The sequence below is a fragment of the Brevundimonas abyssalis TAR-001 genome (assembly GCF_000466985.1).
Lineage (GTDB): Bacteria > Pseudomonadota > Alphaproteobacteria > Caulobacterales > Caulobacteraceae > Brevundimonas > Brevundimonas abyssalis.
The window spans coordinates 1-15,129 of record NZ_BATC01000065.1 but is presented as its reverse complement, the minus strand read 5'-3'; the positions used below and the strand labels follow the sequence as shown (position 1 = coordinate 15,129).

11 protein-coding genes and 1 pseudogene are annotated in these 15,129 nt (G+C 61.5%); 10 read left to right on the top strand and 2 right to left on the bottom strand.

Annotated features, from left to right (window positions below; genetic code table 11):
- The first annotated feature begins 350 nt into the window (after window positions 1-350).
- The 6 genes from MBEBAB_RS12785 (at window position 351) to MBEBAB_RS12760 (ending at window position 10,683) form a co-directional block, all read left to right on the top strand.
- The gene (locus MBEBAB_RS12785) at window positions 351-1,469 is read left to right on the top strand and encodes a DUF8108 domain-containing protein (protein WP_507725562.1); all 1,119 of its coding nucleotides are present in this window, start codon (window positions 351-353) and stop codon (window positions 1,467-1,469) included.
- 86 nt (window positions 1,470-1,555) lie between these two features.
- The gene (locus MBEBAB_RS12780; protein WP_021698410.1) at window positions 1,556-3,133 is read left to right on the top strand and encodes a class I SAM-dependent DNA methyltransferase; all 1,578 of its coding nucleotides are present in this window, start codon (window positions 1,556-1,558) and stop codon (window positions 3,131-3,133) included.
- A complete protein-coding gene (locus MBEBAB_RS15285; RefSeq protein ID WP_081703534.1) occupies window positions 3,126-4,349 on the top strand; it encodes a restriction endonuclease subunit S in 1,224 nt (407 codons plus the stop codon). Before MBEBAB_RS12780 ends, MBEBAB_RS15285 begins: the two co-directional genes overlap by 8 nt.
- Entirely contained in the window at window positions 4,349-5,473 is a 1,125-nt protein-coding gene (locus tag MBEBAB_RS12770; protein WP_021698408.1) for a Fic family protein, read from the top strand. The genes MBEBAB_RS15285 and MBEBAB_RS12770 overlap by 1 nt, the downstream gene beginning before the upstream one ends.
- Window positions 5,474-5,684: 211 nt before the next feature.
- Window positions 5,685-7,526, top strand: coding sequence for a DUF262 domain-containing protein (locus MBEBAB_RS12765; RefSeq protein WP_021698407.1), 1,842 nt, complete (start codon window positions 5,685-5,687; stop codon window positions 7,524-7,526).
- Window positions 7,527-7,551: 25 nt separating this feature from the next.
- Window positions 7,552-10,683 carry a type I restriction endonuclease subunit R gene (locus MBEBAB_RS12760; protein ID WP_021698406.1) on the top strand — a complete coding sequence of 1,044 codons (3,132 nt, stop codon included), beginning with the start codon at window positions 7,552-7,554 and terminating at the stop codon, window positions 10,681-10,683.
- A 97-nt stretch (window positions 10,684-10,780) separates the two neighbouring features.
- Here the strand turns inward: MBEBAB_RS12760 and MBEBAB_RS12755 are convergent, their stop codons facing one another.
- Window positions 10,781-11,521: an RNA-dependent RNA polymerase family protein gene (locus MBEBAB_RS12755; RefSeq protein WP_148291555.1), complete on the bottom strand. Its 741-nt coding sequence runs from the start codon at window positions 11,519-11,521 to the stop codon at window positions 10,781-10,783.
- Window positions 11,522-11,703: 182 nt separating this feature from the next.
- Here MBEBAB_RS12755 and MBEBAB_RS16330 point away from each other — a divergent pair, with 182 nt between their 5' ends.
- Both MBEBAB_RS16330 and MBEBAB_RS12740 read left to right on the top strand, forming a co-directional pair.
- Window positions 11,704-12,081 carry a hypothetical protein gene (locus MBEBAB_RS16330; RefSeq protein WP_148291554.1) on the top strand — a complete coding sequence of 126 codons (378 nt, stop codon included), beginning with the start codon at window positions 11,704-11,706 and terminating at the stop codon, window positions 12,079-12,081.
- 305 nt (window positions 12,082-12,386) lie between these two features.
- Window positions 12,387-12,818: a hypothetical protein gene (locus MBEBAB_RS12740; RefSeq protein WP_148291553.1), complete on the top strand. Its 432-nt coding sequence runs from the start codon at window positions 12,387-12,389 to the stop codon at window positions 12,816-12,818.
- A 97-nt stretch (window positions 12,819-12,915) separates the two neighbouring features.
- On the opposite strand, the gene MBEBAB_RS18725 is transcribed toward MBEBAB_RS12740, so the two are convergent.
- The gene (locus MBEBAB_RS18725; RefSeq protein ID WP_045319350.1) at window positions 12,916-13,095 is read right to left on the bottom strand and encodes a helix-turn-helix transcriptional regulator; all 180 of its coding nucleotides are present in this window, start codon (window positions 13,093-13,095) and stop codon (window positions 12,916-12,918) included.
- Window positions 13,096-13,233: 138 nt separating this feature from the next.
- Here MBEBAB_RS18725 and MBEBAB_RS12730 point away from each other — a divergent pair, with 138 nt between their 5' ends.
- Together MBEBAB_RS12730 and MBEBAB_RS18720 are read left to right on the top strand one after the other, a co-directional pair.
- On the top strand, window positions 13,234-13,842 hold the full coding sequence (locus tag MBEBAB_RS12730) for a hypothetical protein (RefSeq protein ID WP_148291552.1): 609 nt from the start codon (window positions 13,234-13,236) through the stop codon (window positions 13,840-13,842).
- Window positions 13,843-14,532: 690 nt separating this feature from the next.
- Window positions 14,533-14,838 (top strand): annotated as a pseudogene (locus MBEBAB_RS18720) (tyrosine-type recombinase/integrase); the annotation flags it as partial.
- Window positions 14,839-15,129 lie beyond the last annotated feature (291 nt).

The window sequence follows — 15,129 nt, the reverse complement described above, 5'->3', positions numbered from 1 at the left end:
TCGGAACCGGATTTTGAGTGCCGTGGAGCGGGGTTACCGGATGATCACCGGCATTCCCGCCAACCCCATCCAACCCCTGTGGCGCAAGGGTCCTGCTCCGGCGTGATGTCACTGAGCGACCCGGTCGGAACTTCGTCGTCACGTGAAATCACGGACGCGGTTCCACAGGATTTACACAGAGAGCCCTGCCCGAGGCCCGGCACTAAGTCTTTGCACCCGGTTGCAGCCACGTGTTCGCTTCACAACCCCCGGCGCGAGAGACATCCGACGCCGCAGCGCGCTGAGGCCAAGCACAGCCCCGCCGGGTAGTGCTGGCCTGGTACCAACTTTCGGTTTGCGCTCGATAGTTGATGTGTTTGTCTAGCGCCGCTTATTTTGCTTCTGGGGGGAAGTCGATGTCACACGCAGCACCTGAGAAAGTCGGGCCAGGTCGTAAGGCCGCGCGCGTCTTGTCATGGATCATCGGGGTGTTGCTGATCCTGATTGGCTTGGTCGGGGCTGTCTCTGACCCGTCGGGCGGCTCTCCCATCTTGGGGATCGGTCTCGCGATTGCGGGGTTGGCCGTGCTGCCTCCTGTCGTCAGCCTGATCCGGCGTAGGGCCACTTTCTACATGCCAATGTGGGTTCCGCCCGTGACCTCGTTCGTGGTTGCATTCGTGTTCGCGGTAATAGGCACCTCCGTCGGATTACCTGCTGAGACAGGATCAGGTGCCGGGACAGAGACCGAATCTCGTGGTGCTGATAGTGCCGAGGACCGCGCCGAACAGGTCGCTGAGATCGAAGGACTGATCAGTGAAGGAACGGTCGAAAGCACTCGTTCCGCGCTGCGCAAACTCGACGACAGACGCTTACGCGAAGACGTTGCGGAGGGAGGTTCTCTCCGTCCCCTGTTTGACCGCGCGACCGCCGCCGCCGAGGACGCGAGGGTAAGGGGCGAGATCAACGGCTACATCGCGCGGCTGAACGAGACCCTTCCGATGGTCGAGGCGGTGTTCACAGGCAGGCCCGAGACCGAACTGGTCATCAACCTGAATTTGGAGACGCTGAACACTGCCGCGCGCCTGCTGCGCGATGGCGAGGCGTTCGCCTCTGACCCGCAGGTTCGTGAGGCCATGGCGGAGTTGCGGCGGACAATGGTTCAGAAGCAGACCGCAGCCTTCCCGGCGATGCGCGCGGGCTATGGAGCGATCAAGGATCAAGCGGTCTGGGAGAACGACATGGACATCATCGTCCAAGGCGGTGGCAATCGCACGATCCGCTTCATCGCGGGGATATTCGCCGCGAACCGAAACATCGCTCGGTTCGAGGAGAGCGTCCGCCCTGTGCTCTCCCCGATGCGTTTTCGGCGCTCTCAATATGAGTGGTATCGGGGCAGCGAATACACCTACTACACGCTGGAGACGCCCGATGACGCCGAAATCGGCTACTGGGTCGGCTCGACCTTCACGCCGGTGCCTGCACCCGAATGAGCCAAGGCACGGTCTGTCCTTGACCACCGGGGTCGGCCGCCTGCAAACCACCGGCCAGTGCATTTCGCGTGACGGGGGATAAGACGATGGCTCGGGGCAGGCCGCGCAAGGACGGGGGCGAGAAGTCCAACAAGACCAAACTGGGGTTCGAGGCCACGCTGTTCGCGGCGGCGGACAAACTGCGCTCGAACATGGACGCGGCGGAATACAAGCACGTTGTCCTCGGCCTGATCTTCCTGAAGTTCATCTCCGACCGCTTCGAGCGTCAGCGGGCCAAGGTTCTGGAGACGCCTCACGCCGATCCGGAGGATCGCGACGAGTATCTGGCCGACAACGTCTTCTGGGTGCCCAAGGAGGCGCGCTGGGCGCACGTTCAGGCAAACGCCCCCCAGCCGCAGATCGGCCAGATCGTTGATGACGCCATGTATGCCATAGAGCGGGAAAACGCCTCGCTGAAGGACGTCCTGCCGAAGAACTACGCCCGCGCCGATCTGAACAAGACCAGCCTGGCCGGGGTCATCAACCTGCTGGCCGACATCGACACACTGCCCGAAGCCAACGGCGGTCAGGACGTCCTGGGCCGGGTCTACGAGTATTTCCTCGGTCGCTTCGCGGCGGCGGAGGGTAAGAGCGGAGGACAGTTCTATACCCCCGCCTGCGTGGTCAATGTGCTGGTCGAGATGCTCCAACCTTTTAAGGGCCGGGTCTACGACCCCTGCTGTGGATCAGGCGGCATGTTCGTGCAGTCGGAACGGTTCGTAGAAGCCCACGGCGGGCGTCTGGGCGACATCTCGATCTATGGTCAGGAGAGCAATCCCACGACTTGGCGACTGGCCAAGATGAACCTCGCCATCCGGGGCATCGACGCGAACTTGGGTGCCCGCAACGCCGATAGCTTCCACGACGACCTGTTCCCCGACCTGAAGGCTGACTTCGTCCTGGCCAATCCGCCTTTCAACGATAGCGACTGGGGCGGCGAACGGCGCAGAAACGATTTACGCTGGAAGTATGGTCCACCACCCCCGACCAGCAACGCTAACTACGCCTGGATACAGCACTTCATTCACCATTTGGCCCCTCATGGCCTGGCGGGCTTCGTCATGGCAAACGGCTCGATGAGCGCAAGCCAGTCTGGCGAGGGCGAAATTCGGCGGGCGCTGATCGAGGCCGACCTGATCGACTGTATGGTGGCCCTTCCCAATCAGCTCTTCTACACGACGCAGATACCCGTCTGTCTGTGGTTCTTGGCAAGGGACAAGTCCAACGGCATCCTCAAAGACCTGAAACTGCGAGATCGACGCGGCGAAACTCTCTTCATCGACGCCCGTCAACTTGGCCAGATGGAAGGGCGCGTGCTGCGGGTTTTCAATGAGTCAGACATAGGAAAGGTGGCCGAAACCTATCACGCGTGGCGTGAAGGACGAGACGACTACCGCGATCAGGCGGGTTTCTGTCGTTCAGTGCCTAACCAAGAGATCGCGGATAGCAGCTTTGTGCTTACGCCCAGTCGATATGTCGGAACGGCCCAGAATGAACAGCCATCTGAGCCGTTCGATTTTAGCTTCATGAACCTGAAGGGCGATCTCACGCGGCAGTTCGCTGAGGCGGAACGGCTATCGGGGGACATCTTACGCCAGCTTGAGCGGTTGAACGACAATGCATAGCTGGCCAAGCGTAACAATTGGCGAGGTTGCGAAGGTCTTTGACGGTCCTCACGCAACCCCCGAGACAGTCGATACGGGCCCGATTTTTCTCGGCATTAGCGCCCTTCAGGAGGGTCGCATTGTCCTCTCTGAAACACGGCACGTGACGCCAGAGGTGTTCGAGAAATGGACCCGAAGGGTCAAGCCGGAGCCGGGCGATGTCGTGTTTTCCTATGAGACGCGACTGGGCCAAGCCGCGCTTATACCGGACGGGTTGAATTGTTGCCTGGGACGGCGGATGGGCCTGGTTCGAGCCGACCGCTCACGCCTCGATCCGCGCTTCTTTCTCTATACCTATCTGTCTCCGGCCTTTCAGGAGTTACTGCGGAGTCGAACGATCCCCGGCGCGACGGTGGACCGCCTCGCGTTGAAGGACTTTCCGTCGTTTCCACTCCCTCTTCCCTCGTTGGAGGAGCAAAAGGCGATCTCGGGCCTGCTCGGCGCTATCGACAACAAAATCGAAGCCAACAGCCGCACCAACGGAACCATTAGTCAGTTGGCTCAAAGCCTCTTCGACGAGTGGGCAAAGGCAAATCTGGTGGGTGGCTCTCGGGCCTTGATCGCCGATCTCGAAGGGCGGTCGATGGTCGAAATTGGAGATGGATTTCGTGCGCAATCACGAGACTTCGGTCCCGACGGCCTGCCGTTCCTTAGAGCCGCTCAGTTGAATGGGGGATTTGACGTCGGGTCCGCTGAGATGTTGGGAGCCGAGGCGGTTAGGAAGGCGGGACGAAAGAGGTCTATGGCGGGTGACGTTGCGTTTACTTCCAAAGGAACGGTGGGGCGTTTCGCCAGGGTCGAATCCACAACCCCTTCGTTCATATATTCGCCGCAGGTGTGTTTCTGGCGTTCATTGGATCATGTCGCCGTTCACCCCCTGATCCTGTTTCATTGGATGTGTAGCCGCGACCTGCTGGTGCAGATTGACCTGGTTTCTGGTCAAACGGATATGGCTCCGTATGTGTCGTTGAAAGACCAACGACGAATGTCGATGCCAGTCTTTCCGGCATCCCAGCATGAACTAGCGTCTGTGTTGTCTCCCATGCGGGAACTTCATACCAGCCTCCGAGAACAGTCGCGCACTCTGGCGGCGCTTCGTGACCTTCTACTTCCGAAGCTGATGTCCGGCGCGATCCGGGTGAAGGACGCAGAGGCGATGCTGGAGGAGGTCGCCTGATGCCCGTGCTCTATCACCAGGGAGGCTTTCCCCCACCCGATCTGGACTGGCCCCGGCTGCTGCCCCTGATCGGTCCGGCCAACGCCGCCATCGCTCGTTACGAAGGCGTGTTGCATGGCGTTCCCAATCCCAATGTCCTGCTGTCTCCCCTGACGACGCAGGAAGCCGTTCTGTCCAGCCGGATCGAAGGCACGCAGGCGACGCTCGGCGAGGTGCTGGAGTTCGAGGCCGAAGACGGTGCGGCGGACGAGAGCACGCCGAAGAAGGCCGACATCCGCGAAGTGCTGAACTACCGCGCGGCCTTGGCCGAGGCGACGCGGCTGATGGACGAGTTGCCCCTGTCACAGCGGCTGATCAAGCGCACCCATGAGGTGCTGATGCAGGGCGTGCGGGGACGCAACAAGGACCCCGGCGAGTATCGCCGCATCCCGAATTGGATCGGTCCAGAGGGATGCGCGGTCGAGACCGCGCGGTTCGTTCCGGTGGGGGCCGATCAACTGGCGGAGGCCATGGACGCGTGGGAAGCCTATTTGCACGCTGAGGCCCCGGCCATCCCGGACAAGCTGGTCCAACTGGCCGTGCTCCACGCCGAGTTCGAAGCGATCCACCCCTTCCTTGATGGGAACGGGCGGCTGGGTCGCCTCATCGTGCCGCTGTTCCTGTTCAGCGAGGGGCTGCTGACGCGCCCGAACTTCTATCTCAGCGAATATCTGGAGAGCCATCGGGACGAGTATTACGACCGTCTGCTGGCGATTTCTCGCGACGGCGACTGGACCGGCTGGTGCGAGTTTTTCCTGCGCGGGCTGATCACCCAGGCCGAGACCAACCAGACCAAGGCGACCGCGATCTTGGACCTTTACCGGGTCCGGAAGGACTGGATCGCCGACGTCACCCATTCGCAATATGCGGTTCGCGCGCTGGACTGGATGTTTTCGCGTCCGATCTTCAAGTCCTCTGACTTCGTGGAAAGCGCCGATATTCCCCGCCCCACGGCGACCCGCATCCTGCGTATCGTGCGTGACAACGGGCTATTGCGGGAAGTGCGTCCCGCCGCTGGCCGCCGGGCGGCGGTGTTCGCCTTCTCCGAACTCCTCAATCTCGCCGAGGGGCGTCCGGCGTTTTGAGGATCACCCACGCTATACAACGCGGCTTGTTTCTCACAAAAAGTGAAATGTGATCCACAAGTCGGTTAGGCGTGAATCGGTGAGCCAAAAACCCACACGTGAAGTTGCAACCGGTTGCAACGCCAGCTTCACTCCGGGTCAAGGAAGCGCACGCCACATTCAGCCGACGCGGGATGCGAGCCAAGACAGAGCGTCGTGAGGGGCCGAAGAGATGGCGACTATCGAGAGCAATGACCTCAGCGTCGGTGATGCGCTCAAGGACTTCTATGCAGTCCCCGACTACCAGCGGGAATATGTGTGGGAAGAAGACCAGATCAGGCAGCTTCTGGATGATGTTCGAGCGGAACAGGCTGACGCCCCCGACACCGACTATTTCGTCGGGTCCATCGTCACTTGCACTGGAGCGGCAGGTCGTCTCGATCTGATCGACGGGCAGCAACGGATGACGACGCTGTTCGTGATCCTGTGCGCCTATCGGGATCGCCTTCAGGCCCTCGGGGAAACGCAACATGCCGCCGTTGACGCCTTGCTGGCCACGCAGAAGGTAGATGATCAAGGCCGGGAGACATTCGAGGTCCGGCTCGACCTCCAATACAAGGACGCGGGCAAACTGCTGGCGGGTCTGGTGGAGCGCAAGGTCCCGGAGCCAAAGACCTGGACCCGTTCGATGGCCAACATCATGACCGCCTACGACACGGCGACTGCCTTCTACGAGAAGGAGTTCAAAGACGACGTGATCGAGCTGCGCAAGTTCTTCGGCTATCTCAATAACCGGGTGAAGCTGATCCGCGTGCGGACCGACAGTCTGGCGCGGGCGTTGAAAATTTTCGAGACAATCAATGATCGTGGTGTCGGTCTCGACGCCATGGACCTCTTGAAGAACCTTCTCTTCATGAAGGCCCAGAAGTCGGAGTTCGACGCCTTGAAGGTCGGCTGGAAGACGCTGATCGATGCCCTGCACGGGGCAGGTGAAAAGCCTCTCCGCTTCCTCCGCTACGTCATTCTTTCTGCCTATGGCGAGCAAAAGCTACGTGAGGACGAACTCTATTCCTGGCTGCTGAAGAACGAAGGCAAGGTCGGTTATGCGGCGGACCCTGCAGGATTTGTAGACAGCCTGAATGAGGCCGCCACCGCTTATCTCAACTTCATGAGCGGGCGGGATGTGAACGGCAAACCTCATCCCGCCATGGAAGCGGTGCAGCTATTGGCCGGAAAAGCGACGCGGCAGCATATGATCTTGCTGCTCGCCGCGCGCGATCTGCCTGATGAAGTATTCTCGGCAGTCTGTCGCGATGCGGAGAACCTGATGTTCGCCTTCCTCGTCACGGGACAAAACTACCGTGAGTTCGAGGTTCTGTTCCCCGCTTGGGCGCAACGGCTCGCAGAAATCAAGACGCTTGAGGCGTATGAACCCTTCTCAGCCTCGACCTTCAACAAGCGTCGGCAGGAACTGGCCGAGCGGTTCCATCGGGAGTTTCCGGCTATGCGCGTTAACGGGTTACGGAAGTTCCAACAGCGATACCTAGTGGCAAGGCTGACGCAGGCCGTGGATCAGGCGGGGTTCGGCGCGACGTCGCAGGGCCACGTGTGGTTGAGCCGCTATTGCGACAGCGCCGCCAACCATATCGAGCACATCACGCCTCAGACGCCTCGCGATGAGGTCCGCGCAGCCTTTGGACCAGGGGCGGACGAGCCGGAGGTGATCTGGTCGGTCGGCAACCTCGCCTTGGCCGAGGCGGCCATCAATCATTCTCTTGGGAACAAGCCCTACTCTGCTCCGGACGGGGACCTGATGCATTTGAGGCCCCTTAAGCGTGAGGTCTATCCGAGCAGCCAGCATCTGCTGACCAGGTCGATCTCGCAGGTCGTCGAGGTTGGAAAGAACACTGCCATCGACCGGGCCGTTTCCACGTTCACCCCATTCGACAAGTGGGACCGCGACGCCGTGAAGCGTCGAGCGAAAATGCTGACCGACTTGGCCGCCAAGGTTTGGCAGGTCGAACGCCCCCCCACTGCCGTCAGTGGCGCGTTGGGTGAGGCGGCGGCGGAATAGCGGCGGGTCTGGCAAGGGGGAGACCATGAGCGACTTCGTCTATCCGACCGGCTCCTCGTCCGCTGGCAAGGCGTTCTACGAAGATCATGTCGAACAGGCCGCGCTCGGATGGCTCGGCGATCTGGGCTGGTCCGTCATGCACGGTTCATACCTCGCGCCGGACGCGCCCGGCGGCCGTGCGGACCATCGCGAAGTGGTTCTGAAAGGTCGTCTCCGGCAGGCGCTTCAAGTCATCAATCCAGACCTGCCCCCCGAGGCGCTGGACCAGGCCGCGCGGATCATTGCCGCCGACGCCAGTCAGGACCCGCTGGAGAACAACCGACGTTTCCTGCGCCTGTTGCGCGACGGGGTGGACGTCGAGGTGCGCGAGGGCGCAGACGCTCGGACGCTGAAGGTTCAGGTCGTCGATCTGGCCGATCCGGAGCGCAACGACTTCCTCGCGGTGAACCAGTTCACCATCGTCGGACAGGACGAACGGCGTCCGGACGTCCTCGCCTTCGTCAACGGTCTGCCGTTGGGCGTGGTCGAACTGAAGGACCCGACCAACCATCAGGCGACGATGCGCAGCGCCTTCAATCAGCTTCAGACCTACCGCGAGCGCATCCCGGCCCTTTTCCGCTTCAACGCAGTGATGGTGATCAGCGACGGACTGGACGCCAAGATCGGCGCTCTGACCTCCGGAATGGACCGCTACACGCCGTGGCGGACCATCGACGGCGAAGACCTCGCTGACGGTCTCGATCTGGATATCCTCATCCGGGGGGTGTTCGACAAGTCCCGCTTCCTCGAACTCGCGGCGCTGGGGCAGACCTATGAGGTGAAGGACGGCGCAGCGAAGGCCAAGAAGGTCGCGGGTTATCACCAGTTCCACGCGGTCAGAAAAGCCATGGCCGCGACCATCGCGGCGTCCCGCCCGACCGGGGATCGCAAGGCTGGCGTGGTCTGGCACTCCACTGGGTCGGGCAAGAGTTTCACCATGGCGCTCTACGCCAGCCGCCTGGAGCGCGCGCCGGAACTGGAGAACCCGACGGTCGTAATGGTCACGGATCGCAATGATCTGGACGACCAGCTGTTCGACACTTTCTGCGCCCATCCGGACCTGTTCGCCACCACACCGTCGGCGGTCGATGGCCGCGATGATCTCCGGACTGCCCTTGGGCGAGCGTCGGGCGGCATCGTGTTCACGACCATGCAGAAGTTCGGCTTGGTCGCGGGCGAGGCGTCGTTTCCTGAACTCTCCGACCGCCGGAACATCATCGTGGTCGCTGACGAAGCCCACCGGACCCAGTATGGCTTCGTGTCGCGAGTGACGGTGCGGGGAGAGACCGCCGTCCTGACCTCCGGCGGCTTTGCCCAGCACATCCGAGACGCCCTGCCGCACGCCACCTTCATCGGTTTCACTGGCACGCCGATCGAGACCGCCGACCGGAATACACAGACCGTCTTCGGCGATCAGATCGACACCTATGACATCGCCCAGTCCGTCGAGGATGGAGCTACGGTCCCGATCTACTACACGGCCCGGCTGGCCCAGCTTCGGTTGAACGAGGAGGCCAAGGCCGCACTAGACGAAGGCGCGGATACGGTGCTCGAAACCGAGGAGACCACCGAGGCGGAGAAGCATAAGGGACGATGGTCCCGGCTTGAGGCTCTGGTCGGGGCTCACGAACGAGTGGATCTGATCGCAGCCGACATTGTCGAGCATTTCGAGCAGCGGCGAGAGGCGATGGGAGGCGGCAAGGCGATGATCGTCGCCATGAGCCGTCGCATCTGCGTTGCTCTGTTCGAGGCCATCGTCGCGCTACGCCCTGATTGGGCCGGATCAGAGGATGGGGCAGGGATGCTGAAGGTCGTCATGACCGGCAGCGCGGGCGATCCGCCGGAGTATCAGCCGCACATCCGGAACAAGGGACGTCTGCGCAAGCTGGCCGACCGGTTCAAGGAGCCGTCCTCGGAGTTCGATCTCGTCATCGTCCGAGACATGTGGCTGACCGGGTTCGACGCGCCGAGCCTGCATACCCTTTACGTGGACAAGCCGATGCGCGGCCATGGGCTGATCCAGGCGATCTCGCGCGTGAACCGCGTCTTCGGCGACAAGCCGGGCGGTCTCGTCGTCGATTACCTCGGCATCGGCGCGGAGTTGAAGGCTGCGCTGGCCACCTTCAGCGCGCGCGATCAGCAGAAGGCTGGCGTTGATCAGGATGCGGCGGCGCGGCTGTTGCTGGCCGAGCATGAGGCGATCATCGCCATGCTCAACGACGTGCGGTGGCGGACCTTCTTCACTGAAGGACCGGCGGGCAAGTTGAAAGTCCTGCGCGACTGCATCGATTACGTCCTGTCAGTCAAAGACGGCAGACGTCGCTATCTCGACATGGCGGCTCGGATGGTGACGGCTTTTGCACTGGCAGGGGGCACCGAAACAGCAGCCCGGCTGCGAGACGACATTGCACTGTTCACCGCGATCCGGGCCAACCTCATCAAGCATACGGGAGGTCGTAAGGATGCGGCCGAGATCGACCACGACCTGAACCAGCTTCTCTCCCGCGCAGTGGTCGCTGACGGCATTCTCGATGTCTTTAGGGTCGCGGGCATGGACCGGGCCGACATCAGCTTGCTGTCCGACGAGTTCCTGGCCGACGTCCAGAAGATGGACCAGAAGAACCTCGCCATCGAGGCGCTTAGGAAACTACTAGCGGGCGAGGTGAAGGGCCGTGAACGGAAGAACGCTGCCGAGGCCCGCCGCTTCTCAGATCGGCTCGAAGCTTCCATGGCCCGCTATCACAACCGCGCCGTGGACAGCCTTCAGGTGATCCAGGAACTGATCGATTTGGCCAAGTCGATGCGCGATGCGGTGGGCCGGGGGCAGGCGTTGGGGCTGAGCGATGAAGAGTATGCGTTCTACTGCGCGCTCGCCGAGAACAAGAGCGCGATGGATTTGCTAGGGAATGATCAGCTTCGCGTGCTCGCTCAGGAGATCGCTAGGCGCATCCGTGCCAGCGTTACCATCGACTGGACTCGGAAGGAGAGTGTCCGGGCGGACATGCGGCGACAGGTGAAGCAGTTGCTCCGCAAGTTCGGCTACCCGCCTGATCTGGAGCCTCATGCCATCGAACTAGTGCTGGAGCAGGCTAGGCTTTCTGCGGACGAGTTTGCCTAACAGTAGGATTCGGGGGGGGCGGCCGCCTGTCGCAGAACAGCCACGTCGAGCCTCAAAGGCTGCTAAAGGCAGCTCTCGGTCCTCCACCCCAAAGTGTTTACCCGTCTACGAACCAGCTTCTCGTAGTCGGTGATGCGACCCTCCCACCGCGCCACAAACTTGCTCCGACCGGCCCAAGCCGACTTACTGTGTGCGTAGCCTGAAGCCTACTCCGAAGGTGGTCGAAGGCCGCAGCATCATCACCCGACAACGCGAACATGAGGTCGTTGCCGAATGCCATCTCCCAACGCTCGTGACGCAGCCGAGACGGTTCAACATGGACCGTGCCTTCCTGTCGTCGCCATCGGTAGCCGAGGAAGTTGAAACCGGTTGCAACGTCCTTGATCGAGACCTTGCTGGCGGAGAATGGCCCTGCCCTGGAGCGATTGAACGCAACAAGGACGGCTGCCTGAACTGCAAGCGCCTCCTCCCGTGACCTGACCACCGCCCCGATGTTGTCGGAGTAAACGATCAAGGCGATGAGGCCCGGCAAGCTGCCCGCATCTCGCAGGATATGCCCCATCACCATTTCGGCCACGAGAGAAGACGCCGCTGAGCCGGTGGCGATACCGCCCAGAGCCATCTCTCCTTCTTCACGCCCCACGCCAGATGGCGCGGGTGTCTCACCCCTCTGAATGCCTTCATTCACACTGAGAGCACTTTGGAGAGAGCGTCTTCCCCGGACATCCATGTGCTTCACCGACAGATGCCGATGGATCACTTCGGGTGGAAGTCCGGTCATCCCCGCCAGTCCTTCGCATGCGATTGACGGGAAGAACCGTTTCGCGTCGATCTGCACGAACACTGCCCCGGAAGGGGCCGCGTTCAAGGACTGGCGGAGATGGTCGCACGCGGCGGGCAACCCACCGCTCAACAGAACCTGTGCAGGATGACAGGCCCACCGAGGGTGCGCGCGGGCGAAAGGTTTGAGGGCTTCGCGGATCAGGACGGCGCAGGCCCGATCCTCCAACCCGAACATGAATGCGGGACGACGGCCACCATCAGATTTCTCAATGGCGAAGCCTGCGGGGACGCGGTTCGCGTCATCGGTTTGACTGTGTCAATGAGCCCTCTGAGATCGACGAGGTCGAGGCGCTCCGGCGCGGGCACTCTCGCATTCGCCAGGATAAGAGCCTGAAGCCGCACGGACCGGTTCTGCATCATTTTGTGCAGTTTGTGTCTCGCACCTCTGAGGTCGGCCGCCGCAAGTCTGTTCTCGATCTCGTTCTGGAACCGCTTGAGGCGGTCACGAGCCTCGCGGCGGACGGCTTCAATGTCCAAGCCTCCATTCTCCGCATCCAGACGGATATCGTTCGGCACCTTCATGTGTATGTTTCACCTTATTTATCAAATAGTTGAGCCGAATTCAGCTTTGACAAGCCTGTCTCCTCCCCCTATGGTCACGGGCATGGAGGATGAAGCGATGCGGGACGGCCAGGTCGTGGTGGTTGTTGGTTACTCGGACAGGTGTTCCGCCGACCAACCCGTCTTCATGCGAGGTGACTTGGCCGTTGTGGCGGCCGTCGGCGCTGAAGGCGACTTAACTTGCCATGCTCTGACCCACGACGGCCGCGTCGCACGAGTCGTTCCGACATGCTCTGGCCGGAGGAGGTGCTGGCGGTGAATAACACGCCTCTTGTGGCCGCTGTGCTCGGAGGTGAACCATGACGTCTGTTCGAGACAGAGAACCCGCCTCTAGGGCGGAAATCGAACGCATCCTGTCTACGCCTGCTTCCAAGGCGTTCAAGGACCTCCGGGATCGCGCGGCCTACATGCACATCACGGGCACCCACCCTTCGCACCTGCGGGCGTTCTTCACGCAGGCGCTGTCGCTGGTGTCTGAGATGCAGAACCAGCCCACCTCCCTCGACGGCCTGACTGGTGCGCTGAAGATGAACGAGGACGTCGTCAAGCGTCTGGACCTCGAGGCCCACCCGATGGTGGTAAAGGTCCGGGAGCACGTGAAGGGCGGCTGGCGCATCAAGGCGTCTCGTGGCTCCAACGCACGAAAACCCTTCACCAAGGTCTTCCTGTGCAAAGGGCTGGAGCAGATCACCGTCCAGATCGACGGCTCGATCCTCGACCATTGGCGTTAAGCGGCAAGAAGGTCTCGCCCCAAATGGCCGGACCGACGGCATGACCGTGCCGACGATGGTGCGCGAGCATCCAGCCTTTGCAACTGGTTGCAACATGTCAGGCCGCCCCGCATTCGTCGACGAACACCTGGAGGTCGTCGAGGCGATAAAACACCCGTCCTCCAACCTTAATTTGGCGCGGCCCGACCCCCTTTGACCGCCAGTTGGCCAAGGTCCGTGCAGCTACACCAATGAACTTGGCCGCTTCCGAACGAGTCAATCTCCCGTCTGGGGTCATCCTTACGGCTGCCCGCTCAAACCCTACTCCGCTCACCGCGCCTCCTTTCATGACTTCAACATGCAGCCATCATGCGAGGGGTTGCCCCGGCAGTCAAGTCTCATGTATTCAATATGAAGTCATAAACTGGAGGCGAGCATGGCGGACAAGGGAAAAGGGCGGCGGAGAGGACCACTGTCAGACAAGTCTGAAGTCCTAACGACGCGCATCACCGTGGAGACACGTCGCGCACTGGAGGATCATGCGGAACGTGCTGGCCGGTCCATTAGTCAGGAGGCCGAACTCCTGCTGGTAAGGGGCCTGCAGGGCTCTGACGGCTCACTCCACCATCTTGAGGCGGTTCTGGACACCGTGCTGTCTATCGGGCGACGCCTTTCACAGGCTGAAGGCGGCGCGGGAACCAAAGATAGCGCCTTTGTCTACTTCGGCCTCATCAAGGCGCTGGAATGGGCGCAGGAGGTCCTCCCTGTTCCCGTCGGAGATGAGAAATTTCGAGAAGTTGCAGAACTGGACGACGAGATCGCCAGAATAAAGCGAGAGCGTGAAGATCAGGCGGGCGCGCGACGACTTGACGCCCGCACCGACGCTGAGCGCCAAGCCGACATCCCCGCCGATGACATGGACGCGCTGGACCGGGAGTTGGTCGCCGTTCTCAAAAGAAGGCAAGCGGCGTTGTCCGCGATCAATGCCGCCCGGCTGGGAGCTAACCAGTCGACCCGCGACGTGATCAGCGAAATCGCCATCTGATGGCAGGGCGCTTCCAAAAGTTGACGCCGCAAGCCATCGCCCAGCTGCCCCCCGGCCAATCTATCCGAGAGAATGGGATCGTCGCAGAGAAGCTGCGAGGCGATACGCGATGGACAGTGGAGTTCATGCACCATCGCAAGCGCATCCATCGCGTCCTCGGCCTCTCCAGCGAAGGATGGACGATCAAGAAGTGCGAAGCCAGGATCGAAGCCTTGAAGGCCGACATCCTCTTCGGGACTTCGTCACTGCCTGCGGGGCGAAAAACGCAGCTTCGCTTTAGCGAACTCGCCGACTGGTATCTCCAGGAGATGGAGGACACGAACGGCAAGAACATGATGAGCAAGCGCCCCCAGATTAAGAAACGCCTGAAGCCCTACTTCGGGGACCGAATCATCGAGACCCTAAGTGAGGAGCATGTGGGTCGATACATCCGTGCACGTCTGGACGCGGGCTCATCCCCGGCAACGGTGAACCGCGACCTCGCCACCCTTAGCCACATGTTGACCACTGCCGTCCGTCGGAAGCGCCTGGCGAAGGTGCCGTGCCGCATCCCGAAACTGGACGAGCCCCAAGGGCGGATCGTGACCCTTCAGGACGATCAGATTGCTGCCCTCCGGCAGGCGGCAATACTGGACCCTCACCCTGACCTCTGGCTGTTCGTGGAGTTCGGCCTGAACACCGCCATGCGACATTCGGAGATCAACCTCAGCCAGGTTCGATCAGATCGACTGGACGACGCGCAGGCTCTTCATCCCGGACGCAAAGGCGGGGATGCGGCATCAACCGCTGACCGCGAGCCTCCTCGCTACACTGAGGCAGGTCAGGCAAGAGCGCGACGACAAGGAAGGATGGATTTTTCCTGCCCGACACAGCCGTTCAAGATCGGAACACACTGTGAAATTCAGCAAGGCGTTTCAGCGCGCCGTCATCGCGGCTGGCCTCAACCCGAAGGTCTACACGCCCCATGTCATGCGTCACACGGCCATCACCCGACTGGTTGAGCAGGGCGCGCCGCTGGCGACGGTTCAACAGATCAGCGGCCACAAGACGATCCAATGGTGCTTCGCTACACCCACGTCAGCAATCCCCACGTTGACGACGCCATGACCGCGCTTGAACGGACCCTGACCCGCAACAGGGCGTGAAACGTCACTACACAGGATTTACACAGGATCACGCGACGTTCGCGGGTCGTTCCAGGGACGGAACTGACAAAAGCCCTATGGGCATAGATGGTGCGGGCGGTCGGGGTCGAACCGACACTCCTTTCGGAACCGGATTTTGAGT

What these genes read in the sequence shown, in the direction of transcription:
- MBEBAB_RS12740 (WP_148291553.1), top strand. Translation starts at nt 12,387, where the DNA reads ATGACGTCTGTTCGAGACAGAGAACCCGCCTCTAGGGCGGAAATCGAA.
- MBEBAB_RS12765 (WP_021698407.1), top strand. Translation starts at nt 5,685, where the DNA reads ATGGCGACTATCGAGAGCAATGACCTCAGCGTCGGTGATGCGCTCAAG.
- MBEBAB_RS12730 (WP_148291552.1), top strand. Translation starts at nt 13,234, where the DNA reads ATGGCGGACAAGGGAAAAGGGCGGCGGAGAGGACCACTGTCAGACAAG.
- MBEBAB_RS12785 (WP_507725562.1), top strand. Translation starts at nt 351, where the DNA reads ATGTGTTTGTCTAGCGCCGCTTATTTTGCTTCTGGGGGGAAGTCGATG.
- MBEBAB_RS15285 (WP_081703534.1), top strand. Translation starts at nt 3,126, where the DNA reads ATGCATAGCTGGCCAAGCGTAACAATTGGCGAGGTTGCGAAGGTCTTT.
- MBEBAB_RS16330 (WP_148291554.1), top strand. Translation starts at nt 11,704, where the DNA reads ATGCGGGACGACGGCCACCATCAGATTTCTCAATGGCGAAGCCTGCGG.
- MBEBAB_RS12760 (WP_021698406.1), top strand. Translation starts at nt 7,552, where the DNA reads ATGAGCGACTTCGTCTATCCGACCGGCTCCTCGTCCGCTGGCAAGGCG.
- MBEBAB_RS12770 (WP_021698408.1), top strand. Translation starts at nt 4,349, where the DNA reads ATGCCCGTGCTCTATCACCAGGGAGGCTTTCCCCCACCCGATCTGGAC.
- MBEBAB_RS18725 (WP_045319350.1), bottom strand. Translation starts at nt 13,095, where the DNA reads ATGACCCCAGACGGGAGATTGACTCGTTCGGAAGCGGCCAAGTTCATT.
- MBEBAB_RS12780 (WP_021698410.1), top strand. Translation starts at nt 1,556, where the DNA reads ATGGCTCGGGGCAGGCCGCGCAAGGACGGGGGCGAGAAGTCCAACAAG.